Source organism: cf. Phormidesmis sp. LEGE 11477 (assembly GCF_015207105.1).
Lineage (GTDB): Bacteria > Cyanobacteriota > Cyanobacteriia > Phormidesmidales > Phormidesmidaceae > Phormidesmis.
In genome coordinates, this window is the sequence record NZ_JADEXO010000093.1 from 1 (window position 1) to 25,133 (window position 25,133).

Sequence of the window (25,133 nt, forward strand, 5' to 3'; positions counted from 1 at the left end):
TTGGTAAACTGAAGGTATCATATTTATTCGATAGGCTTTGGTTCGTAAAACTAGCCTATCTTTTTTTACCTACACACCGCTATTCCCTTACCGTGTACAGTTTACGTAGGCTGTGTCACCCCTTCAGGAGATTGTGATAAGTTTCGCTTAGATTCTTTCTTAGAAATGAGACTGTCTATGGTACTATCTTACGTACCGACTAGTTGACTATCGTTTTCAATAGCAAGCGTTCGATAGCAAGCGTTCGATAGCAAGCGTTCAATAGAGCGAATTTGGCACTACAGGTTTAACGCATGGAGCTTTCATTGTGTGAAACTGCCGTTGAGCTATTGTCTATTGATTTGCTGCCTAGCAGGCATCAAGGCACAGCTTTCGTGGACAGCTTACAAAGCGCTCTTAGGCAGGAGCAAAACTATTTCTTCAAAGGAGACGAGGACAGCAGTAGCTTAGCTATTTAAGAATTAAGAAAGTAATTCGCTTATCAAGCTGTTGCTTTTCGCTCAAACATTTTGATAGTCGATGAGACTGTTGCTCATCGGCGTCTTGGTCAGCGGTTGAAGCGCGCTCAAAGGAGCGTGCCGTTGCCGTTCGGCTACTGGCGTTTTCCCGCGTCGAGTACTTTCACACAACCATTCACACCCCCTATCTAAACTTATGGTTACTCCTGTTATTTCGTTAAACACCATCACCGGCACTTTTGACGGTACTCGTGATGAAAATCGCGATCGCATTCTCGCTTCAGACCTGGTTAAATTTCTAGGCGAGCAGCCTGGAGCCAGCGTTGTTTCTCTCGTCCTTGATGTAGAGGGCGACATTCCTGCCGAAGGACTAGAAGTTGTTGTTAATAGTGACAGCGATTTTAGTGAGTACTTTTCTCGCCTGGGTCGTCAGCCCTTTAGTCTTGGCGGTGAAGTCATTGACGCTGTCTATGATGATGATGGTGTGCCTGCTGGTATCAAGCTGCTGGTAACTGGCCCTAACGCGCTGTTTTCCTTCTCAGTTGCTGAAACCGAAGAAGCCGAAACCGACGGCCCTGAAATGCTGACCTTCTCTCTGGCTGAGGGCGCAGACTACAGCATTAATGGCGATGCTCAAGCATCTACTATTACTTTCTATGACTCGCTAGCTGATGTGCCTGCCCCGACTTCCACACCTACAGTGGGCCTTAGCGTCGACAACACTGAGTTAGTTGAAGCAAACGGTGACTCGCTAACGCTGACGTTTAATGTAGACGGTGACATTCCCGATGATGGCGTGTTGGTATATGTCAATAGCGGCGTGCGTGCAGCAGTAGGAGAGTTCAACATCTTCGCAGCGGAAGTGAACGGCGGCGTCTTTCCTGCTTCTAACTTTCTTAGCAGCGGCTTCTACTTCAAGGTATTTGAAGATGGGGCTAGCATTAAGCTAGATGTGTTTGATGAAACCACCAATCCTCAAATTGAGCCGGAAGACGCAGTAGAAGGCATTGAAAGCTTTACTTTCTCTATCGTAGAAGGCCCCGGATATGCCATTGATGCTGGCGCTAGCGAGATCAGCTACACCATCGCTGACGCGGCTGATTCTGTTCCATTGGTCAGATTGGAGACTTCTCCTGCTGTTCTTGTTGAATCGGAAGGAACGGTTTCTGTTCATGAGTTTACACTCAGCACTGCGCCCCCAGCAGAGGGGATTACGGTATCTGTTGAAGCGCCTAATCTGGGTGAGTTTGACCTGAGCCAGATTGTAGTGACTGGCGGTGCGATCGCTGCTGTAACCGACACTGGCTTCGATTTCACGATTACAGAGCAAAGCGCTGTGATTGAGCTACCCGTTGCCGATGACGGTGAAGCAGAAGGGATTGAAACCGCGACCTTTACCCTACAGCCAGGGACTGGCTATTCGGTTTCTCCAGCAGACAATGGCGGCGAGTTTACCATTGGCGATACGCCGATTTCAGCGCCGCCGAGCGACACTGAAAGCAACGACACCATTGCTACGGCTGTGGCGACTGGCCTAACGGCAGACAATCATCTGGTAACTGTTAGCGGCGCGCTAGAGCAGCAGCGCGATCCAGCAGTAGATCGCACCGAAGATGTGGATATGTATTCGGTAGAGCTAGCGGCGGGTGATGTATTTCGAGTAGATACCGACGCCCAGGCGATTTCAGACGATAGCCCCGATACGGTGCTGCGCGTATTTGACGCTAGCGGCAATCAGGTAGCGCAAAGCGACGATGACTTTGCCCCGGATGAGCTGTTTGCCCCTGGTCGCCGCGACTCCTATATCGAGTTCACCGCTGAGACGGTTGGCTCTTACTACGTAGGCGTTAGCAGCTTTGGCAACGGTGCTTTTGACTTCTTTGTCGATGACGACGGCAATCTAGAGAACGATCCCTATGACCCGAACGAGGCAGGCAGCGGTGCTGGCCGCAGCTTTGGTGAATACACCATCAATATGTCTCTTAATCAGGACTTTGTGGCCAGCGAGACAGAGGTTCCCGCGAGTACGGGGGAAGGACCAACCGTTTCTATCTCAGCAACGCCTGCCACTTACGACGCTGACGATAACCTGATTGCTAATGCACTAGTTCAGTTCACGCCAGAGCGCAGAACCGCTTCGATTTTGACCTTTGGTCTAGATGTTGAAGGGGCTATTCCTGAAGGTGGGGTGGAAGCTTATCTCACGAGCAGTATCGATCTCTCTAGCGTGTTTAGTACCGGTGCGCCTTTTAGCTCAGACGGTGTAGAAGTGCTAGGCGCTATCTTCAACGGTGCGGGCGAGGCAGTTGGCGTAAGAATCAATCTCACTGCCAACAGCGGCTTTCTCAATCTCAACCTTGCCGATCCTGAAGAAGCGCCCACCGATGGTGAGGAAACTGTCTCCTTTACGCTAGCGCCATCGGCTGGCTATACGGTTAGAGAAGGGGAGTTCTCCACGACTGTATACGACACGTTAGAGGACGTGCCAGCGCTGCCAACGGTGCCGACGGTAAGTATTTCTGCCAGTGAGACGGCGCTGATCGAGTCTGAAGGCAACACCACTACCCTCACCCTGACGCTAGATTCTCCGCCACCGGCTGAGGGTGTGACGATCAACGTTGACAGCGGCGTGCGGGCAGCATTAGGCGAGTTCGACGTTTTCAACGCTGTGATTGAAGGTGGCAACTTCCCGTCTCCTAACTTCCGAGCCAGCGGCTTCTTCTTCACGATGACGGAGCAAACTGCAACAATCACGCTAGCTGCCTTTGACGAGACCACCAATCCGCAGATTCCGGCAGAGGATGCGCTAGAAGGAATTGATGAGCTGACCTTTACGGTGCAGCCCGGCGTAGGGTACGCAGTTGCGCCCGAAGCTAACGCTATCACGCTCACTATTGCGGATAATCCTGATTCTGTTGTAATCGATCCAGGTGACGGCAATGGCGGTGGTGAAGATCCAGCTATTCCGTTTGAAGTGGAGTTTAACGACACTATTGCGGATGCGACAGAGACCGGACTTAGTGCCGACGATACTAGCTTCCTGATTCAGGCTGAAATTGACTCTACTCGTAGAACGCGCAACTTTATCGATCCTACAGAAGATGTGGATATGTACGCCTTTACTATGAAGGCAGGTGATACGGTCACGCTTGATATCGATTCGATTCCGTTTGAGCTAGAAGACTTTGAAGATACTCAAGCGGTAGATACTGAAATTCGAGTGTTCAACGCGGCGGGCGAAGAGCTGTTGCTCAATACCGAAGCGCCTGCTCCAGGCGAGCTGTTTGAATCGGGTCGCGATGCCTACGTGGAGTTTACGGCAGCAGAAGATGGCACCTACTATGCAGGTGTTGCCATGCTTAGCAACCGGGACTATGACCCTAACGTGCAGGGTAGCGGCAGCGGTCGGGCCTTTGAGAATTTCGGCATCAGCCCTGGTGAATATACCCTAGAGGCGAATCTGACTGTCGGCGATGCGGGTGAGGACGAGACCATCCTGGGCAGCGATGGGGATGATGATATGTTGGATGGCGATCGCGGCAATGATCTGATTGCAGGCGGCCTTGGCAACGACATCATCATGGGCGGCGAGGGCATGGACGTGCTGCGCGGCGATCTCAACAATCGCAAGCCTCAAGATAACGTGATGGGCGGCGATGACATCATCTTTGGTGGCTCTGGCGATGATCGCATCGGCGGCAAGGCTGGCAACGACATCCTTAGCGGTGACGCTGGCGATGACTTTATCTGGGGCGACGACGGCGACGACATCATCATGGGTGTCACTGGCAACGACACGCTTGTTGGCGATAACTTCTCTGACGGTAGCGGCAGCGATCTGTTCGTCTTCGGCAGTGGTGACGGCACCGATACCATCCTCGACTTTGAAGTCGGTATTGACCGGATCGGTCTAGTTGAAGGTGAGCTGTTGTTTGCTGATCTGACGCTGACACAAGACGGCGCAAACACGCTGCTGGGCGTGGCGAGTAGCAGTGAAACGCTGGCTATCTTGAACAATGTGCAAGCTTCGGCACTGACTGAGAGCAGCTTTGAAGCTGTACCCGATGTTTCGAATCCAGAGGAAGCGTTAGCGATTATTTAGACCTTTTTGTCTATAGCTTTCCGCACTTTGCTTGCTACACCACGAAAGGCTATGCACCTTGACTCTATAGGCATCGACGGTTTTACCTATCGTGCCTGTGCAGAGCTAAGTAGCAAACGCTATAAGAGGTTAGCAGACAACAACTATTAGGACTGCGGATACTTTCTATGGCGATCACCTCTATGTATCTATCAACAGTGCTTCGGAATCTATTGCAAGTGCTAGCTTGGCTGAGGCGTACTACTTTTGAGTAGGCACAGACACTAATGCTTATGTGGACAACTGCCGCTTCTGCTTCAGATCGTGGCTAATGCGGTTGACTGCTCGAAGTTTCGTCTTTGTCATGTGCTCTTTTTATATATCTCTAAAGCAGCTACCGCCTTGAAGCATATGCTTAGAAAATGTATCAGGATATACAGTAAAGAACGTTCTCTAAACGCAGACTTGCAAACATTGCAAATCTCTACAGCTTGATTTGTGCATCACTTGAGAAGCCTGAAAACAAAAGCACTGTAGGTCAAACACGGACATCTATACGCCTGTAGACGCCGATCGTTTTAGCCTGCGGCTTTATCATGGCTTCATAAAACATTCTCGATACGTATCAGACTATGATGCTAAACTACCGACAGCAGTAATTGAGACTTAACCCCATTAGCTAGGAAGGGCTAGTTAAGGAAGGCATAGTTGAGACAAGCAAAGATTCAGAAGGTATATCTGCGTCTTTAAATCGGTTTCCAGCGGTTCTGCACGCAATTTTTTGGGTTCCCGCTACGATTCTAGCCACTAAATGTCATCTGTTCAGTGCTCATTCCAATATAAACCACTTAGGGAACTATCAATGCTTCTGACTTTACCCACGCCAGCGGCTAACACTGAGCGTTTCAATATCTCTCAAGTTGTGAAGCTCGGCTTATGAGGCTCGGCTCATAGGCAAAGACGTTTTGAATCTATCCTGGCTGAGTACGATAACGCTGAGTAAGACGGGTTTATCAGATTTGTCTGTGAATGTCTCTTCGATTAGTTTTGAGCCTTGTTCGTTTTAAGTGATGTATTCTTTTCTGTTGGATTTGGTAGAGGTCTCGAACGCTAGACCTCCATAGGAAGTTTGATTGAGAAAGTTTGATTGGGTGCGAAAAGTTATTTGTGCAAATGCACTGCTAAGGAAGACTTCACGGGAGTGGCTTCCACCTCTAGAAGAAATTTAAGGACAATAATTCATGACTGCTATTTTGTTGAAGCCAGATCAAATAGTTGGCGACCGAAACGTTACGTTATCGAGCGCTGCCAATAAGCCCCTTGTTGTTATCGATGCAGGTGTCTATGATGTGTCTGCACTCGCCGCTGACGCTCAAGCTGGGGAGTTCGATGTGTTGTTGCTTTCTGAAGAAAGCGATGCGATCACGCAAATTACCGCAGCGCTAGAACAAGCCAGCTTTTCTAGTCTTCATGTTGTCTCTCATGGTACGCCCGGCAGCCTTCGCCTAGGTAACGCAGCCCTCAGTCTGAAAACGCTCGATCAGCATGAGAGCGCTCTAGCAGCCTGGGCAACTGCACTAAAGGGCAAAGATATTTTGCTCTACGGTTGTCAAGTTGCTAAAGGAGCCATCGGCTACCTGTTTTTGCGGCAGCTTCAGCAGCTAACAGGCGCTAATATTGCAGCTTCGACAGAGCGAGTGGGTCGAGTGAGCGATCACGCCAACTGGACGCTAGAAACTCAGCTAGGCAGCGTTCAAACTCCAATTATATTTTCTAGCCAGCTACAGGCTACCTACGCTGGCAGCTTCGAGCCCGTCGTTGACTTTAGCCTTAGCACCGATACCCTAGTCGAAAGCGAAGGCACGCCCTTCAGCTTTATCTTCGATCTGAGCGAACCCCCTCCCGAAGGCGGTACCGTAGTTCGTTTTGAGGCAATCAACCCGGACGGCAGCAACAATCCTCAGGCTATCAACCAATGGAACCTGTTTACTCTAGGCTTTACCGGGCTAGCTGAGACACCAGTAGATGTCTCTCCTAACTTAGACTTCTCTGCTTTTGAAGTCACCATCGTTGAGCAACAGGCAACTATCGATGTGCCTGTATTCAACGATTTTCAGGACGACAGTCCAGATCCTTACGTCTGGAGGATTACGCCAGTTTCGGGTGGAACGGTTGGTAATGATACTGCCGAAGTCACTATTTACGATACTCGGAGCGAAGTACCCACAACGACTCCCACATTGCCAGAAGTAAGCATCAGCGCAGATATTGACACGCTAGTCGAAGACGAAGGCACAGAAGTTACCCTCACCGTTACTCTAAGCGAACCCCCGGCTGACGGTGCTTTGCTAGTTGATATTGGCACTGGCAAGCCTTTTGCTTTAGGAGACTTTGATATCTTCCCTCCGCCACCGCAGGCTTCTTCGACGGGTGGTCAGCTAGTCCAAGGGTTTCCTGACAACAGCGGGTTTACCTTCGCAATCACGTCTCAAGAAGCCACTATTACGCTGCCTGTCTTCGACGATCAAGATCGAACCGAAGATGGTGCTACCACCGATCCTGACAGCCCTCTACGCAATGACGACATCGGTGAAGAACAAACCACCTTTAGTATTGCGCCCAGCGATACCTACACCATCGCATCAGGCGCGGGTGAGGTTACCCTCACTCTTAGAGATACCAACGCTGTAAATGCTGCGCCCGTAGCCGATGATGATAGCTACAGCACAGACTTTGGTACTGAGCTGACTATTGATGCAGCAGCGGGCGTTCTCGCCAACGATGCCGATGCCGATGGCGATGACCTCAGCGTGACTATTGACGCTGAGCCCAGCAACGGTAGCGTTTCGCTCAATGACGATGGTTCCTTTTCCTATACGCCTAATGATGGCTTTAGCGGGGATGACTCCTTTGACTACACCATCAGTGACGGCAATGGCGGCAGCGATACAGCCACAGTTACAGTCAATGTCGGCGATCCGGCTAACGCTGCGCCCGTAGCCGATGATGACAGCTACAGCACGGACTTTGGTACTGAACTGACGGTCAACGCTGCTAACGGTGTACTTGACGGCGATACCGATGCTGATGGCGATGACCTCAGCGCCGCTATTGACGCTGAGCCTAGCAACGGTAGCGTTTCGCTCAATGACGATGGCTCCTTCACCTACACACCCGACGCTGACTTTACTGGCGATGATTCCTTTACCTATACCGTTAGCGATGGCAACGGTGGCGAAGATACCGGTACCGTTACCGTCACCGTAGGCGGCGCGCCTGACCCTCTTGTTGTCGGCCTTAGCGCCGAGCCGACTGATCTAGTCGAAGACGATGGTATAGAAGGCGAAACGACCACAACGCTGACGTTCACTCTTAGCGAGGCTCCTCCAGAGGGTGGTGTTGCAGTTACCGTCGATAGTGACATCCAAGCCTCTCTAGCAGAATTTGATGTCGGTGCAGCCAGCTTCAGCGGCTTGCAGCTCGTTGGCGCTAATGCTGACTCTAGCGGATTTACTGTCAACATCACGAGCCAGGAAGCCACGATTACGCTTCCTGTCTTTGACGACGATCTGAATGAAGGTCTCGAAGAGATTACCTATGCGCTACAAGAGAGCGATGATTACGGTATTGATGGTTCAGCCGCAGCGGTGACGTTCTCTATTACCGATGACGATGAGCCGGCGGTCGAAAACACTCCACCAGTTGCGAGCGATGACAGCTACAGCACCACTGCTGATACAGCGCTAACGGTCGCTGTCGGTGATGGCGTTCTTACTAATGACACCGATGCCGATGGTGATGCGATCGTGGCTACTGCGGTTGGCAGCCCTAGCAATGGCAGTGTCGAGCTTAATGAGGATGGCTCATTCACCTATACGCCCGATGCTGGTTTTGTCGGCACCGATAGCTTTACCTATCAGGCTGCGGACAACGAAGATAGCTCCGAGACGGCTACTGTGACCATCACCGTCGAAGACGGAGAAGTGCCTGATCCTGTGGTGAGCTTTAGCGTTACGCCTGACACGGTGAGCGAAGCGGATGACACAGCGCTAGTGCTGAACTTCAGCGTGGATGGTGAGATTCCTGACGGCGGCATCACTGTGAACCTAGAAGGAGATACTGCTGAGATTCTGCAACAGTTCTTAGCCCCAGATGGCGACGGCGCAGTCCAAGCTCGCGTGACCGATGAGGGCAATATCCTCTATCGCTTTGATACCTCGTTTGCCCCCGGCGCAGGGCTCGTCGGCGGCACGCTCGATGTGTTCTCGCTCGAAGACGGTGACCCGGCTGAAGACAACTCTGATCCTGCTGCGGCAGGTACGGGCTTCCTTAGTAATTTCAGCTTCACTATCACCGAGGCGAACGCTAGCATCACGCTGCCCGTGTCCGATGACCTGGTTCAAGAGCCCGACCAAACCTTTACCTATACCCTAGCGGACGGCGAAGGCTATGTCGTTGACCCAGACGCCAACTCTGGCACGTTCACTGTCATTGACGGAATTACGCCAGCGACCTCACCGGTTGTCGGCGTCACCGCAACGCCAGAAACGCTGGTCGAGTCTGAGCAAACTCAATTTACGGTTACCTTCACGACTGAAGGAGACATTCCGGCTGACGGACTAGTGGTTCAATTGCAGGGGCCGCCGCGCTCTATTGCAGAGTTTGATGTCAACGCTACGAATCCACGTTTGCCAGAAGATGAGACGGTTGTAGAAGGGGTAGTGGTGACCGGTGGCAGCATCGTCGGAACGGACGAAGTTGCCGGATCGCTGTTCCTTCGCATTACCGACCCAACAGCGACAGTGAGTGTCCCTGTCTTTGACGATGGCCCTGGCGAAGGAACGGAGAACTTTACTTTCAATTTGATTGATGGTGAGAACTACGAAGTGGACGCTGCGGCTAGCGGCTTTGATCTCACTATTGAAGAGGGTGAAGGTGGCCTAGTCCCTGATATTGTTGGTACTGATGAGGGTGAGACCCTCATTGGTACGGATGGAGACAATTTCATCCAGGCACTGGGTGGCGATGATACGGCTGCTGGTGGTCTTGGCGATGACATCATTGAAGGCGGCGACGGCGACGACGTCTTGCGCGGTGACCTCAACAGACGCTCTCCTCAGAACAATGTGATGGGTGGCGATGACATCATCTTTGGTGGCGAGGGCAATGACCGGATTGGCGGTAAGTCCGGTAATGACATCCTCAGCGGCGACGCGGGTGATGACATCATCTTTGGCGATGACGGTGACGACATCATCATGGGTGTGACGGGCAACGACATTCTAGTGGGCGACGACTTCTCTGGTGGCAGCGGCAGCGACCTGTTTGTCTTCGGCAACGGCGATGGTACCGACACTATCTTGGACTTCGAGGTGGGAACTGACCGGATCGGTTTGGTTGAAGGTGAGCTTGCCTTTGCCGACCTGACGCTGACTCAGGATGGGGAGAACACCTTGCTAGGCGTGACTAGCACAAGTGAGACCTTGGCTGTCCTTAACGGTGTTCAGGCATCTAGCTTGGGCGAGAGCAGCTTCGCGGTTGTTCCAGATGTCTCGAATATAGAAGAGGCATTGGCTTTGGTTTAGTCCTTGATTCAAAGGTTCTAATCTAGGCAAAAGTAAGGGGAGTAGGGCGATCGCACTCAAGCATTGCCCTACTCCCCTTTCATCTATTAATGATTGTCGAAATCTCCAATGTTATGAGCTTCAACACAAGATAGAGACTATCGAGCAATTGATTAAGTCTTGTATTAGGCGATCGCCGCGCTGGAAAGTGAGAATTGCTGCTATGTAATAAGCGGTGCTTATCGTTTCAAATCAAACGAAAAGAGTAGCTTTTGTCGTATGCCGAGACCGCGATCTCAATAGAATCAAGCTTTTTGGTGGATACATACCAACAGAACCAATCCGTTAGCAAGCTGCTAGACCTATTGATTATTGGTAATCCTTCTTAACTGCGAAAGAAGATAGGATATACTCCAATTGTCAGCTATTGAGACTAATAATCAATAGCTGGAAGGTGTTTGTCTTCGCAGTGTTTCGCAATCGTCTGCGCTGCTTTTATGTATTTACGGTACGTTCACAGTGCCCTCGTTCAATGAATCACGATTCTAATTTGCTTTGGCTATCAGTCAGTCCGTCTCTTAAGTGTCTTAACCGACAGCTACTCTCTCACCTGGTAAAAGTCGCACCGGTTCGACAGTGGGAGTACTGCCAGAGCGTAGATGAACCCTGCTGTGTGGATTCAATCGTGGCGGCCCTGCATGAGTACGTGAGCGATCGCGCCCTGATTGAAGCCCGCTCAGGCAATCCTAACTACCGCGTTCACTTACTCGGGCACGGGGTTAGCGGCGCTGTGGCACTACTCTACGCTCGTCAGCACCCTGAACGAGTTGCTTCTTTGACGCTGCTGTCAGTTAGTGCAATGCCCGCTGTCAACTGGCAGGCGCACTACTACGCCATGCGAAAGCTGCTGCCCTGTAGCCGGGAGATTGTTTTGACGCAGATGATTCAGACTTTGTTTGATCGCCAGCCCGTTAGATTCTCTAAAACGCTAGTGCATCTATTGGCCAAAGACTTAGACAGCAACCTAACGTTCCATTCTCTCGCGCACAGCGCGCGGATTCCAAAAGGGGGCACTAAGATGCCGCTTCTAGTCTGCAATGGCGAACAGGATTCTATTGTGGACAATCAAGGGCAAGTACAGTGGTACGAAGTGATGAAGGAGGGTGATCGCATGTGGCACTGCCCTGAAGGTAAGCACTTTTTCCACTTTCACCACGCTCAGGCGACCGCTGAGGTGATTGCACAGCATATAGAGAGGGCGCGATCACAGACGAAGGCTCCTAACCTTACACCCATTGTTTCCAAGACCGCATAGCGTATTGAAACCGACCTGATGTGAAAACCTTTACATGAACATTCTTGACACTGATTATCAACTAGGACTATAAGTATATCAATGAGAGCAGCTCCTATCAGAGAATTAGCGCTTATCTCGCTCATCTGAGAGTGTGCGCTTACCGAGGAGCTAGTCTCATATAGAGCGGTAGAACGCTCTATACCATCCGATATCAGCAGAGTTTGCATCAGCAGCATGGACGGCAGCAAGAATTAGTTAGTGGAATGAAGAGGTTTGTATGGTGGCATCAGCTGTGACTGTTTCTTGCGAAGATCGCTGGCAGGTGTATCACCGGCTTCAAGAGCTTGACATTGACTGTGAATGTGGTAGCTTTCAGCCGCTGAAGGCCAATCTACAAACGCCGACTGAAGCCTTGCAGCTATGGAGCATCGTCAGGCGTATTTCAGCGCCAAAGCAGTCTCTTACCGCAGCACTTGATCGAAGCTGGAAAGCACCCGATGCTAAGCGATCGTAATCTTACCTTTAAAATTTTTTACACAAAAGGTGTCTATTTGGGAGTTCTCCAACAGACTCCAACTGGCTTGTCTCCTGCATAATGAGGACAAGCTTTTTTCTTTTTCTCTGCTCTGCTATGCCGCGATCTTGTTGGATATTTCTGCGCTGGGCGCTTTTTGCCTCTGCTGGGCTGTTATGTACGGCCTGCACCTCTTCTGCGATGCGCTTAGCAGAAGATTCACTGCCACAAGACACCCTAATAGCGGCCAGCCAGTCTGCTCGGGTTGTGGCACTGGGCCAAATTCAGCCAGAAGGTGAGGTGATTCAGCTATCGGTGCCTAATGCTGAAGATAGCCGGGTCAATCAAATTTTGGTCGAAGAATGCGATTTTGTTGAAGCGGATCAGGTGATTGCTGTGCTGCAAGGGTTTGAGCGGCGAGATCGGGATTTGCAGGCAGCGCAAAAGACAGTAGAGCTACAGCGAGCTGAGCTAGCGAGACTTTTAGCCGGTGAGGGAAAAGCTTCTGAAATAGCAGCAAAACAGGCAGCGATCGCAGAACTTGAAGCGCGGCAGCGAAATCAAACGATGGAAGAGCAGGCGGCGATTGATCGCGCTGAGGCTGAGCTGCAACAGGCGAGAATTACCCAAGAGAGAAACCTATCGCTGGTCCAATCAGGGGCGCTGAGCCAGGCGCAGCTCGATCAATCTACGCAGGCGTTAGCGAGCGCAGAGGCGGTTCTCGTTCAGCGGCAGGCGCAGCTGAACAACACAATGCAAACAATGGTGGAGCAGATTTCCCAAGAGAGAAATTTGCTGGAAACTTTGCGAGAGGTGCGCCCAACAGATATTGCCGTTTTTCAAGCGGAGCTAGAGCAGGCAGAAATCTCAGTAGCGCAGCGGCAAGCGGATTTAGAAGAGACGCAGGTGCGGGTGCCTGTTCCTGGACAAATTCTGCGGATTAATACGCGGGTAGGAGAGCGTGTGAATACGCAAGAAGGCATCATTGAGCTGGGCAACACGCGGCAGATGATGGCGATCGCAGAAATATATGAGACCGATATCGACAAAGTTGCCGTTGGGCAATCAGCGACCCTGACTAGCGAATATGGTGGCTTCGATGACAGCCTAAAAGCGGAAGTGACTCACGTCGGGCTACAAATTGGCTCGCGCAGTTTGAGCAATGGCTCTACGAATCCGACCGCGGATGAAAATCAGCGAGTGGTTGAAGTGCGACTGCGAATTGATCCTGCCGATAGTCCTAAAGTTTCTAGCTTAACGAACATGCAGGTGCGCGTTGAGATAGAAACGGATGCACCAAGAGGACCGCTATGAAGGCTCGTAAGCGAAAAGCGCAGCCTTCGCAAACGCAGCAAGGCGATCGCTCGAAAACCGGGTACTTGAAAACCGGGTACTTGAAAACCGGGTGCTCGAAAACCGGGTACTTGAAAACTAGGCATTTGAGAACTTGGTGGCAAGCACACAAACCGCTGGGCTGGGCGCAGCTTACGCATCGAAAAATGCGCTTGCTGGTCGCTATTACAGGGGTTGCCTTTGCTAACATTCTGATTTTCACGCAGCTCGGCCTGAAAGATATGCTCTTTGACGGCGTGACGCTGGTGCCGGATCATCTCGAAGGAGATTTGTTTTTAACTTCTGCCTACGCGCCCAACATTGATTTGGGTGATTTTCCTAAAATCTATCTCTATCAGGCGAATGCTGTTGAAGGTGTTCGTTCGGCTAGCCCTCTATACATCGGGTTTTCTAATTGGGTGAATCCAGAAGAGCTAGAGCAGTCCGAAGAGAGTAATGCGCCAGAAGAGTTTCAGCTATTTCCAAATTCGGTCAAGATTCTAGCTTTCAATCCTAGGCAGCCTGTGATCGCTATTGAGGCTGTCAACCAGCAACTAGATCGCTTAAGCGCTCCTAGTGCTGTACTTTACGATCGGCTAGGGCAGGAGAAATTAGGGCCGGTTGTTGAACAATTTCAGGCTTCAGGAATCGTCTCTACGCTGATGAGCAATCAGCGCGTGTACGTAGTAGGACTGTTCGATCTGGGCAGTACGCTGTTTGACAATGGCCATATCGTGATGAGTGATTGGAGCTACACGCAGTGGTTTGGCAAGGAAGTTTTGGAAAAGGTAAGCGTAGGCTGTTTGACTTTGGAACCGGGGGCTGATTTAGAGAGAGTGCGATCGCGCCTAAGATCTACCCTACCGCCTTCTATCAAAATTCTCGATCAGGCCGAGCTATCTGTGGCAGAGCAAGCCTTTCGAGCCTCGCTGCCGAACGGAAAAGTGCTGAACTTTGGGGCTGCGATGGGCTTTGTCGTCGGTATTGTAATTGTTTATCAAGTGCTCTACACCGATGTGAGCGAGCATTTGCCAGAATACGCCACGCTCAAAGCGATGGGCTACGCAGACAGAACGCTGCTCGCCGTCGTACTACAAGAAGCGCTGATTTTAGCAGTGCTGGGGTTTATCCCTGGCTACGCTGCTTCATATGGGGTTTATCAGCTTTTAGTCATGCTGACGCGGGTCCCGCTAACGATGAAAACAACCGTGGCGGTGCAGGTGTTTGGGCTAACACTGGTAATGTGTGTGATTTCTGGTGCGATCGCTATGAACAAACTCCGCGCCGCTGACCCTGCCGACGTTTTCTAGTCCGAGCATAAGAAGGCTTGGGGAGACAATACTCGCTCTGGAAATTTAGCAATCATCTTCTGATCGTAAGTAATGACTTTATCGTCAAATGATTCTGCAGTGGCCACATACAGCGTGTCATACACCGGATGTTCAAATGCAATAGAAAGCTGCAACGCTCTCGTCCAAATTCTTTCACTACTGACAACTTGATCGAGCAGCGTTTCGACATCTTGAAGAACGCTGTAAGCTAGCTCTTCAGGAACACTTTTGAACTTGACCCATTGCCAAACGACGTTGGCTAATTCTGCTCGAAAAGAATCAGGAACTATGATCTGACTAGCTTGCTCCAATATTGTTGTTGATTCTTCATATTTGTTTTCTACCCTGAGTAAGGCATAAGCAAATATCATCGTATCAATAATCATTATGGCGACCAACTACCCTCCAACTATCTACTTCTTGGGGAGTCGTTTCGGGCAGAGCACTCCATCGCTGGCGAATACGCTGAATAGCTTCACTTTTAGAAGCATACCGAGTCTCAAGCAGTTCTCGAACCTCCTGCTCCATTGAATGTCCTTTCATAGAAGCAAGCGTTTTAATACGCTGCACTACCTCATCTGGTAAGTTACGAATTGTCAGTGATGCCATAGCTATTTCCTTTGTCGAATGCCGTCTTTATTAAATGCCATCACAATGCTAGCACTCGACAAGGTTACGAATTTGGCTATCAAGCTCTGTAAAGCGCCGGTGCAATGACTTCTATTATCTCAGCGAGTAATCTCAACCATACCTTCGGCAAAGGCGCACTTCGTAAATCTGTTCTCTCAGATGTCACCCTTTCTCTAGCCTCTGGAGAAGTCGTGATTCTCGAAGGGCCATCCGGCAGCGGAAAAACGACGTTGCTCACACTGCTAGGGGCGCTGCGTTCTGTTCAATCTGGTAGCTTGAGCGTGTTTGGATATGAGCTAAACGGTGCGAAAAAAGCCGGACTGAGGCGTACTCGTAGCCAGATAGGATACATTTTCCAGCACCACAATTTGCTCACCTGTCTGAGCGCCTGGGAAAATGTGAGTACGGCGCTGAGGCTACATTCTCACATTGCCAAACGAGACTATCGATCTCGGGCGGTGGCTTTGCTCGAAGCGGTGGGTCTACATGACAAGATTGATGCGTATCCAGAGAATCTCTCGGGTGGGCAAAAACAAAGAGTGGCGATCGCTCGCGCTTTAGTCAGCCACCCTAAGCTTATCCTAGCCGATGAGCCCACGTCTTCACTCGATAAACGCTCTGGCCGAGACGTGGTTGAAATCATGCAGCGGCTGGCTAGAGAAGAAGGCGCAACCGTACTGCTCGTGACTCACGACAGTCGGATATTAGATATCGCCGATAGAGTATTACGAATGGAAGATGGTCAATTGCAACCGTGAGTAAATCGTCTATGATGCTAATGAGAATGAATCTCAATTTGCAAACAACAGCGTACCGATGAAAACATCTTCTTTGTATTCCAACGACCTGACGCTAAGTTCTCATGCAAAGGTAATTCCATACGCGGCTGATCGCCCGATAGCTCAGCAGACAATTCATCGGATAGCTGATCAAATAGATAGATGCCATACAGAGGCTGAGGGCTCTACTAACTACGGATTTAGGAATCTAAAGATCAAACCTTCTCTGATTAATACGATCCCAGAGCTAGCGACTGATACCAGCCTCGAAACGTTGGTGAGAGAAATCAACTTGCTTCTTTACCGTAGGCTGCGACAGCGAACAGATAGCGTCTGCTACCGGACATCGGCGGAAAGGCTATCTGGAATTTGCTTGGAACTGCACGGGCTGCGTTCAAGATGCCATCAACTATTTCGCGCTGTATTTTCACTTTGACAGATCTCTAAAAGAGAAGAGCTTCAATCAGCCAGTTCATCTCAAGTGGGTCATTCAAGAGGCTTCTTTCTCAGATGTGGATATCAATGGCTTCTCTTGTACGGTTCATGTTGAGACGCGATCGCTCTCATCGGCTGAGCAGGCAGATCAAGCCTGGCAGCTATCTCTGCGGATGATCCAAGCGTATCTAAAGACTGTAACAACCTTTAGATCAACGCCCATTTACAAGCCCCTTTCAGAATGCTCTCCTGAGCTGCCTTCTTGAGAGAGACGGTTTCATCACGCCTGATGCCTAAGCCTGATGCCTAAAAGGAGAGACACGCAATAAGGAACAAATATGATTAAAGTAGATTTGTTCTACGGCTCGACAACAGCCGCACGTACGGGAGCAATCGCCATCTGTACGCATTCATCAACTCTATATTTCACAATCGGTTTTGCGATCGCACTACCGCAGGATACTTTCGTACAAACTTGGCTATGAGCGTCTTGAACAAGTTTGGCTCGGTAAGTGGTTGGTCTAAACGGTTCTGTGGATGACTGCTTTGCGGCTGAACCCACAGAAACTTCTACAAGTAGCTCATCCCCCGAGCTAGACAGCACCCGGACGGTGAGCACTTTATCGAACCACGCCCAGCCGTACTGTATTAGTAGCTGTCTTTCTAGTATCTGAAGCGGGGTAGGCAGCATTCCCCACCCTCGATAGATAGACTGAATTTGGCGAGCGCTACCGCTGCGGTTGATGACGGCTTCGAGCGCTGAAAGCGTAAGGCGACCGTAGTAGCGACCATCGGGCAACGTGATAGCCGTTGGTGCGAAGCGATGACCGCCGATGTGGCTAACTTTCCAAAGGCGCACATTTGGCAATCTTCCTTGCTTAGCGCGGCGCAGGGCGTTTTTGAAGAGGGGCTGGCCAAAGCGAGCGCAGCACCTATCTCTCATTCCGTGCGTACAGATTAAGACGTCTTTTTGGGTGATGGTTTTGCCTAGGCGATCGCCCTGCCAATGCGCTTCTAAGCAGGTTTCAACCCGCTCCAATCCGTCTATTTCAAACTCATAGCCGCGATACTTCTCAACTGTGCCATCAACGGGTGGAAATTTCTCGTACACCATTAGCCTAATGCCTGAAGCCTTATTTGAAGCTCTGAGCGTTTTGCGGCCTTTGCTGACTAACAAAAATTGAACAGCGCGCTTAGCTTTCACAGCCTTAACGTAGCGGCGCAGCGCGTCTGGAATTTGCTCAGACTCAAAAGCTTTCGCAGCCCAAGGCGTGGGGCACTCGATCAACACATAAGTTTGGTAGTGGCTAGCGGTGCCAATAAGATCTTCTCCAGATTCTCTGTTGGCGATCGCGCAAAAGGACTGTTTCATCAGAATCTCTAAGAATCCACGCTGCTGACATTCAAGCTGAACAACTGACTTTCATATAGCTGAGTTTATTAATAATTAATTTCATTAGCATACTACCCATTTTAGATCGTGGAAGATACATAGTAGCTTTTTATACCTCGTCTAGACATTAATCTTTTATTGGCGAGCGGGTGCTTTCCATATGAAAGAAGAGCATCTTTGGATCTATATTTCACACGGACTTTTATACGGATTAGCAGTCGTCCAAGCTGCCTATAGGTAGTCTTAGAAAGTCCACCCCTACTCTTACGAAATAGGGGTGGACCTGTCAGCCGAGAGGAGAGATTTCGCAGCCAACAAACTAAATGGCTTAACTTTCAACCTAGATCTGTTGTTAGCACAACTCTGTTGCTGTAACTCTGTGCCACTGTGTCGCCGAGGGATCTAAGCTTTCAGTAAAGCGCCGGATCTAAAGCTCAGACTGCTGTCACGCTAGTAGGCGGCTTCCCTTTATCGATGGCAATGCCTCGGTAAGCGTGCCACAGGTGTCCTCCTAGAAACAGAATTCCTAACGCCAGCTGAGTAAACGCCCTGCCGCCTAGCTGCGACGGGTCATATAGCTCTGGCGGAAACACTGTCGTATTGTGTGTGACGAACGCCCAAGAAACAAACGCCATAAACGAAACGGCCCCTAGGCTGTAAGAAAGGATGGCATCCGCATTCAGGCGAATGGGGACGATAATTTTGGCATTCACCAAAATATGAAAGATGCCGCCAAGAATTAGCATTGTGCCAATCCAGGCATGGCCACCAACCACATCTTCTAGGTTGTTCACGCTGGCGATGCCCCAGGCGCTCCAGCCATCGGGAGTCAGTCCGATTAGGTAGCCGAAAATGTCAGTGGGATTGAGATTTGGCTCAATTAAGCGAACTTGCCCCACAGCCGGATCGTAAATGCCGCCCCAGCGAGTTGCTTTGGCGACGAATGCCAGCGCTGCCACGCCAAGAAACAGCAGGTGATGCCCGAGAATAAGCGTGAGCTGCTTCGGATCATCCCATTCATAGTGAAACCGCTTGGCCCAACCATTGGCATCGGCTAATCGCTTTGGCCCTGCGAAAACATGGAACAATCCGCCCGCGCCCAGTACCGCAGACGCGATTAAATGCAGCATTCCAATCACAAAAGCAGGATAGAGCGTATCGATCTGACCGCTTTCGTTAACCCCCCAGCCTAATCTTGCAATGTTACTAATCAAAGCCAGTCCCTGTTCTTCCAAAGGATAGGTTGGATCGTAGTTGAGCGCTTGGGATATGGTGATAGAGCCAGCCCAGAACATGATCAGTCCGGCATGGGCAACGTGAGCGCCCAGCAGCTGACCAGAGAGTGGAATCAGGCGAGCATTGCCCTCTATGAGATTTGAGTAGTCCAGCGGAGAAGCCGTAGGGGCTTTAGCCGCGCTAGAGCCGCTAGTGGATGTCGATACCATGCGAAGGGATTTCCGTTAAACAACAATAATGTAAAAAGCCGAACAAAACAGCGCAAAAATAGTAGGAAACACGTCTGTAGCAGACCTAAAAGCAAGTATGGTACACAACCTGTTTTAGAAAGCCGCAGACGTGAAGTGAGAGGATATCAAAAAAAGACCTGAGAGCTATCTCAGAAGACTATCCCAGTCGGCTAAAGCCATCTAATAGCAGGGCCGCAAATACAGCGCCTCCTAACCCTCCAATCAAAAAGCCAAAAGAGAACTCTCGCCACCCAGCAACGCTTCGTAGTGATTCTGGCAGTTCTAAGACATTCTCAGCGGTTCTGGGCTTTCTATAAACAGGGGTTATGCCCTGCTCTGACAAAGAGACCAGACCATACCCAAGTAGAACAATAAATCCAATGACAACTAGCCCGCAGCCAGAGAGCGTTCCAGCTAGTAGCGCACTGTCTGAATTACGCAGTGGTCCCAGCTTAATAAAAGGGCCGATTGCCTAATAGCCGTGCGCCATGCCCACCTCTAAGCCGCGTCTAAAAGGAGATAAGCCATCTCGCAAGATCGGTAGTCTGCGAATGAAGTCCAAGCTGAGATCAGAAGCGTTTAGCGGGGTTCTAAGCGTACCTTCTAGGCTGATGGGTGCGGGTTTGACAATGGGGTCTTGCTTGAGATTGACGCTTGCTGCTGCGGATCTGGCCCTAAAAGCGTGCCACCAGTGACCTGTCAAGAAAAGCGCGCTCAAGCCAATGTGGACAAAAGCCAACCACCCTCGAATAGTCACATCGCCCGATAGCGTCCTCAGCTCTTTGACCGGACCGTAGAACGCCTCTGGATAAACAGTATCGTTCACAGTAACAAAATAGGCCGCGAGCAAACCCATGTAGGCCAGCGCCGCCAAACTATAAGACAGATAAGCCTCACCTGACCAGGTTAGGAAGCGCTTTGCCCAGGGCAGAGGCTCGGTTGCCATGTGCCAAAAGCCGCCCACAATACAAAGGCTGCCGATCCAGATATGACCACCGACTACATCTTCTAAATTGTTGACAGCCGCCATCCCTTCTGAGCCATAGCGCCCGACGAGATATCCGAAAATGCGAGTCGGATCTAGCGTAGGAGCGGCGATCGCCCTGACATCAGCAACCGATGGATCGTATAGCCCACCTAGAAACATTGCCTTGAATACAAGCAGCCATGCGCCTACGCCTAGTAGCAGCGTATGAATGCCTAAGATAGTGGAAATCTTATCGGGGTCTTCCCACTCGTAGCTGAAGAAGCCGATGGCATTGTTTCTTTGAGGTAAAACAGCAGGGCCGCCAAAGATATGGAAGAGGCCGCCTGCACCTAATACAGCAGAAGAAATCAGATGAACCGCGCCGACGACAAAGTATGGATAGGTATCTACAACAGTGCCGCCTGCGCCGACGCCTAGCCCTAGAGACGCTAAGTGCGGCAGCAGGATCAGTCCTTGTTCAAACATCGGCTGTGAGAGGTCGAACCGCTTGAGCTCGAACAAGGTCATCGCCCCTGCCCAGAACACAATTAGTCCGGCATGGGCAACGTGAGCCCCTAGTAGCTGACCGGAAAGATTAGTGAGAAGAGCATTGCCAGTAAGCCACCTGCGATCGCTAAGCGTGTTGAGTTTGCCATAGGTCTGCATGGGTATCTCCAAAGAAGAATTGAGCCAGAGGGATTGAGCTAGGGAAGAACTAAGTGAGTGCGAAGTATGACTGCGCTATCGAGAACTTAAGTCAATAGCGAACAAGCCCTACTTTAGAGTGATTCTCAATAATGCGTAATTAACTTTTGTATCAATTTCTGGCAGTAATCAATTGCAGTACAGCATTTGCTTAGCGTTTTCAGGCGATGCTTAGCTTTCAAAAGCGCCAAAAGCGTTGAGCTAACCGCGTTCGGGACGCTTTTCGTTTCAACTTAATGATAATTAAAGCCAATAGTAGTAGTAAAAGTAGATTAGAAAAGGGCGCTACGGATACGACTTCACTTTGTAGCTTTAGTCACCTTTATTCAGTCTATTGAGCTGCTAATGAACTTGGGCGTAGCCGCTTTCTGTTGTCTTGGGTGTAGGCAGAGGGCAATTTGAAGTCTGGATCTACACTGGCGTAGGCGGGCAGCTCGGCTGTGGTGAGGGTGAGGGTAGTTTGGGCGTCGCTGAGCGTGGGAGTGATGGTTTTGAGGGGGCGATCGCGTTCATCCGTCAGCGCAATCTTGACCGGCAGATCCAAGGGCAATATTTCCTGTTGACCCAATCCGCTCGTGCGAAAACGCTGCGCTTCTATCTCCAGGCGAATGTCGTAGCTGCCATCCGGTAAAGGCGTGTAGGTGGCCTCTGCAATGCCGACTTGAAAGGTAAGCACTTGCGTGAATAGATCTCGAACGATCTGAGCTTCAGCGTCAGAGGCGGCTTGAGCAGTCAGCGCATCTTGTAAATCGATCACAGTTGCGTAGGGCGGGCCTTGGTAGCGATAGGTAGCAAGAAAGTCTCGAATGCCTGCTAGAACAGCTTCTTGTCCGATCTGCGCTTCGATTAGTTCTAGGATCATGCTGCCTTTATGCCGGGCGATCGGTAGCTCGTTGTAGATATCGGTGAGCGGTGGCTCTTGAAAGTCTATTTTGCCAAGGCTGCGGAAAAAGTCTCGCATCCGCTGCTGCTGGAATAGGGTTTGCTGCGCGGGCGATCGCTGCGATCTTTGATATAGCTGACTGGCATATTCGCTCAAAGCCTCACGGATGGTCATACCGCCAGCCACATCTGCTGCAATAAGCTGATCTTCCCACCACGACTGGGCTAACAAGTAGCTGATCCAGTTGGCGATACTCTCTTGTCCTAGACCCTGCGCCTCGCTTTTCCACACCAAGACTTCAGGAATGCCTAGCGTCCCTCCTTCTGAAAAGATCATGCCATCGTAATACACAAACTCAACGGCTCGCACGTTTTCAAACGGGTAGGGGCCAAAGGTTTCTTCGTAGAATTCTAGGGCTTGGCCAATTTCTGTTGTAATTAGCTCAATATTGTCGTCGTGCTGCGGATAGTAGTAGATTTCAATCGGTACGCGATAGTCTTCGTTTCGATAGGTGGCATAGCGCCCAGAGTAGAGGGTGAACTTGCCCCGAGATTGCTCATCTGAGCGGTAGCGGAAGTAACTGCGACCATTCTCTTGCCAAGTGTCCACTAGCTCGCCCGCGCTAACCGCTGTCTGATCGCTCGCTGTGCCGACGGTGATATCTGTTGTTCCCCAAACCAAGTGCGTCAGCATCATTGCCTGCGCTAGCCCGGTTGGATCGTCGTGAGGCCGCAGTCGCTGCGCTAAGGGCGGTAAGTCCAGCTTGTCTCTCAGCCACGCTTTTTTGTGTTCGACCATTTTGGTATAGCCGACGAATGGCAGAATGAAGGGGCTGTACAAGTTTGTGCCATTATCTACCACATCATTGGGATACACCATGTACACATCGTCGCTATTGACCTGGTTTTGAAAGCCTTTGATCGGGTTTGTTTGAGTCGTGAATCCCATTGTCTGCTGCGCGTCTGGCAGCAGCGGTTCGGCTAGGTCGTAAATGTAGTAGCCCCAGTCAGGATGGGCTTCGCGCAGGGTTGCGCCTGGGTAGGCGACTTCTGCTAGGTCAAGATTGATAAACGTAATCAGGTGGATTTCTTCAATCGGCGTATCTGTTCTATTCTCAAGGGTGTATTCGCCGTTGGCCTCGAAATACCGCTGGTCAGGGTATAGCTCTACGTTTAGCGTGGTTGCTGTCACGACGGGCATTGGCAGATTTTCATACTGCTTGAAGCGCTGTTCAATCTCAGCGGCAGTTTGTTCTTTTCCTGGCGGCTGGTAGGCGTTGACGATGGTTGTGTTGTAAAAGATCCAGCTGCCCACGGCGAACCATGCGACCAGCAAAGCCACTATTGTTCGTTTGATACTGCGAGAACCGAGCTTCCAGCCCTTTTGCCAGCGGCGCTTTGTTTTCAACCCTTTTTGCACCCCTCGGGGCCAGAGGATGTAGGCGATCGCCATCAAAATCGCGCTAACAATTCCCCAGTACAGGCTGTACCACAAATGCCCCGTGAACAGATGGCCGTAGCCATTCATCGGAGAATATTCAATGTCATTGGTAGCAGCCCAGCGATAGAGATTGTGATAGAGTCCGAGCGCGTCTAGGGGAATGTAGGAAAGTGAGATGAGAACGACGAGGCCCATGCCTGCGTATTTTTGGCGGGTGATGACTTGAGAGGAAAGGGCAAGGACAGCAGTTAGATAGAAGTAGGGGCCATGCTCGCCAAAGAGCATTTGGAAATAGAGTGGGAAGTTGAACTGGGTGTAGCCGTTGAGCAGTTGATAGAGCGTGAAAACGGCGATCGCGAGCAGCAGATTGAAGGTGATGATCGCAAAGAGGGCGAGCAGCTTGGAGAAGAGCAGAACGGCGTTGGAGACTGGGGTGGCGTCGATGACAGACTGGAGGCGAAGGGTGCGATCGCGCCAAAACAGCTCAGCCGAATAGACCACAATAATGGCGAACAAAATGTAGTCTAAATAGACATTTGCGGAGTGGATGAGAATATCGGTGCTGGGATTGGAGTAGTTAAACGAACCCGCACCGATAGCGGCCATGATCAAGGAGAGTAGGCCGAATCCGGTGAGCAGCCAGAAGGCGCGGCCTTGAAGGATGGTACGAATCTCAAAAGCGCTGCGGTAAATAAGCTGATAGAAAAAGGTTACAGCTGAGCCTTCATCCCTAGCCCTTCTCCCCAGGGAGAAGGGAACCGGACTCAAAGTCCCTCTCTCTGGGGAGAGGGATTTAGGGTGAGGGCTCAGAAACGTGAAAACCTGGAATACGCTCGCTAGACTGCCTTCTGGCGAAGCCTTGCCAGAAGGCAAAAGCTGCATTCTGTATGCCCGATAGCTGGTTATCCAAAGCGTGAGAGCAATTGCTAGCCAAAGCAGCCGATTCCAGATCAGCAACCCACCTACAGACGGCATCAGCGTATTGTGTTCAAACACCGTCCAGCTCAGCGTATTCCATTCAAAGGCGTAGAAGCCAAACGGATCGACCATTGCCCAAAAGGGATACTGCTGATAGTTGATGGTATCTGCGCCAGTCATCATCAGCGAGGCGAGATAGAGCATCACTAGGGCGATGGAGCCTGCGAAGGTGATAGCTAGGCTGCGGGTGCGAGCAGCGAGGGTGAAGGCGATCGCACTCACCAAAAACACATTGGGCAGTGCAATCAGCCCATAGCTTGCTAAGTAGCCATCTGCTCGAAACGGCCCCAGTGCATAGGCATTTAGCCCCGGCATCAGCGTTCCGATGATCATGCCAGGAATGTAAGCAGAGAATGCTAGCACCGTTGTCCCAAAGGCGGCTGCAAACCGAGTCGCCAAATAGTCCCACTTGCGAATCGGCGTAGATAAAATCAGCGAATCCATTCGATAGTTAGCATCGCGAACAAAGGTTTCTGCCACGAACGCAGAGGCCGCCAGGATGCCAAAAATGCTGTACCAGAGGGTCGTCTGAAAAATCTGCGAAGGGCTGTTAACAAAGAAGAAGGCGTTGCCCTGTTCGGCCTTGGAGACAATATCGACCAGGCCAATGGTTAGGAACAGCCCTGCAATTAGCCAAAAGGTCGGGCGACGCAGGTGATAGCGAATCTCGAAGGCAAGAATAGAAGGAGAAAATGGCGATCGCAGCATGAGGGCAAGGTGGTTTTGATAGCTTGTGCGAAAATTATTTAGGAATAGAGGATTAAACAACTCAGTTATTTACCTACTTCCTGTAGCCCTCACCCCAGCCCTCATCCTGCTACCTGTTTAGCGTCCTGCAATGAGACATCGGCAGTGACTCAAGTTGCCGACCCACCCCGAC

General features: G+C 50.7%; 13 protein-coding genes and 1 pseudogene. 8 read left to right on the plus strand and 6 right to left on the minus strand.

All coding sequences use genetic code 11. From position 1 onward, the window contains the following. Nucleotides 1–654 precede the first annotated feature (654 nt). The 6 genes from IQ256_RS21310 (at nt 655) to devC (ending at nt 14,556) form a co-directional block, all read left to right on the plus strand. The gene (locus tag IQ256_RS21310) at nt 655–4,560 is read left to right on the plus strand and encodes a pre-peptidase C-terminal domain-containing protein (protein ID WP_193857713.1); all 3,906 of its coding nucleotides are present in this window, start codon (nt 655–657) and stop codon (nt 4,558–4,560) included. A gap of 1,220 nt (nt 4,561–5,780) precedes the next feature. Then, complete coding sequence (locus tag IQ256_RS21315) at nt 5,781–10,124, plus strand: Ig-like domain-containing protein (protein ID WP_193857714.1); 4,344 nt, start codon at nt 5,781–5,783, stop codon at nt 10,122–10,124. A gap of 511 nt (nt 10,125–10,635) precedes the next feature. Next, a complete protein-coding gene (locus IQ256_RS21320) occupies nt 10,636–11,418 on the plus strand; it encodes an alpha/beta fold hydrolase (RefSeq protein WP_193857715.1) in 783 nt (260 codons plus the stop codon). A 259-nt stretch (nt 11,419–11,677) separates the two neighbouring features. After that, nucleotides 11,678–11,914, plus strand: coding sequence for an Asr1405/Asl0597 family protein (locus tag IQ256_RS21325; protein ID WP_193857716.1), 237 nt, complete (start codon nt 11,678–11,680; stop codon nt 11,912–11,914). Nucleotides 11,915–12,031: 117 nt separating this feature from the next. Further along, entirely contained in the window at nt 12,032–13,228 is a 1,197-nt protein-coding gene (locus IQ256_RS21330; protein ID WP_193857717.1) for an HlyD family efflux transporter periplasmic adaptor subunit, read from the plus strand. Between the two features lie 125 nt (nt 13,229–13,353). Beyond that, the gene (devC, locus tag IQ256_RS21335) at nt 13,354–14,556 is read left to right on the plus strand and encodes an ABC transporter permease DevC (protein ID WP_228025139.1); all 1,203 of its coding nucleotides are present in this window, start codon (nt 13,354–13,356) and stop codon (nt 14,554–14,556) included. On the opposite strand, the gene IQ256_RS21340 is transcribed toward devC, so the two are convergent. After that, entirely contained in the window at nt 14,553–14,963 is a 411-nt protein-coding gene (locus IQ256_RS21340) for a type II toxin-antitoxin system VapC family toxin (RefSeq protein ID WP_193857719.1), read from the minus strand. The two genes, devC and IQ256_RS21340, sit on opposite strands and share 4 nt — an antisense overlap. Then, nucleotides 14,953–15,186, minus strand: a complete 234-nt coding sequence (locus tag IQ256_RS21345) for a hypothetical protein (protein ID WP_193857720.1) — start codon at nt 15,184–15,186, stop codon at nt 14,953–14,955. The genes IQ256_RS21340 and IQ256_RS21345 overlap by 11 nt, the downstream gene beginning before the upstream one ends. A gap of 104 nt (nt 15,187–15,290) precedes the next feature. Between IQ256_RS21345 and IQ256_RS21350 the strand changes: the two genes are divergently transcribed. Together IQ256_RS21350 and IQ256_RS21355 are read left to right on the plus strand one after the other, a co-directional pair. Further along, the gene (locus tag IQ256_RS21350) at nt 15,291–15,965 is read left to right on the plus strand and encodes an ATP-binding cassette domain-containing protein (RefSeq protein ID WP_193857721.1); all 675 of its coding nucleotides are present in this window, start codon (nt 15,291–15,293) and stop codon (nt 15,963–15,965) included. Between the two features lie 533 nt (nt 15,966–16,498). Beyond that, nucleotides 16,499–16,687: a hypothetical protein gene (locus tag IQ256_RS21355; protein ID WP_193857722.1), complete on the plus strand. Its 189-nt coding sequence runs from the start codon at nt 16,499–16,501 to the stop codon at nt 16,685–16,687. A gap of 92 nt (nt 16,688–16,779) precedes the next feature. Here the strand turns inward: IQ256_RS21355 and IQ256_RS21360 are convergent, their stop codons facing one another. From IQ256_RS21360 to IQ256_RS21375, 4 genes and pseudogenes are all read right to left on the minus strand, one after another. Continuing rightward, a complete protein-coding gene (locus tag IQ256_RS21360; RefSeq protein WP_193857723.1) occupies nt 16,780–17,793 on the minus strand; it encodes a sucrase ferredoxin in 1,014 nt (337 codons plus the stop codon). Between the two features lie 455 nt (nt 17,794–18,248). Next, entirely contained in the window at nt 18,249–19,259 is a 1,011-nt protein-coding gene (locus IQ256_RS21365; protein WP_193857724.1) for a chlorophyll a/b binding light-harvesting protein, read from the minus strand. Nucleotides 19,260–19,437: 178 nt separating this feature from the next. After that, nucleotides 19,438–20,913, minus strand: a pseudogene (locus IQ256_RS21370) (chlorophyll a/b binding light-harvesting protein). 370 nt (nt 20,914–21,283) lie between these two features. Continuing rightward, nucleotides 21,284–24,961, minus strand: coding sequence for a peptidase (locus IQ256_RS21375; protein ID WP_193857725.1), 3,678 nt, complete (start codon nt 24,959–24,961; stop codon nt 21,284–21,286). Nucleotides 24,962–25,133: the final 172 nt, after the last annotated feature.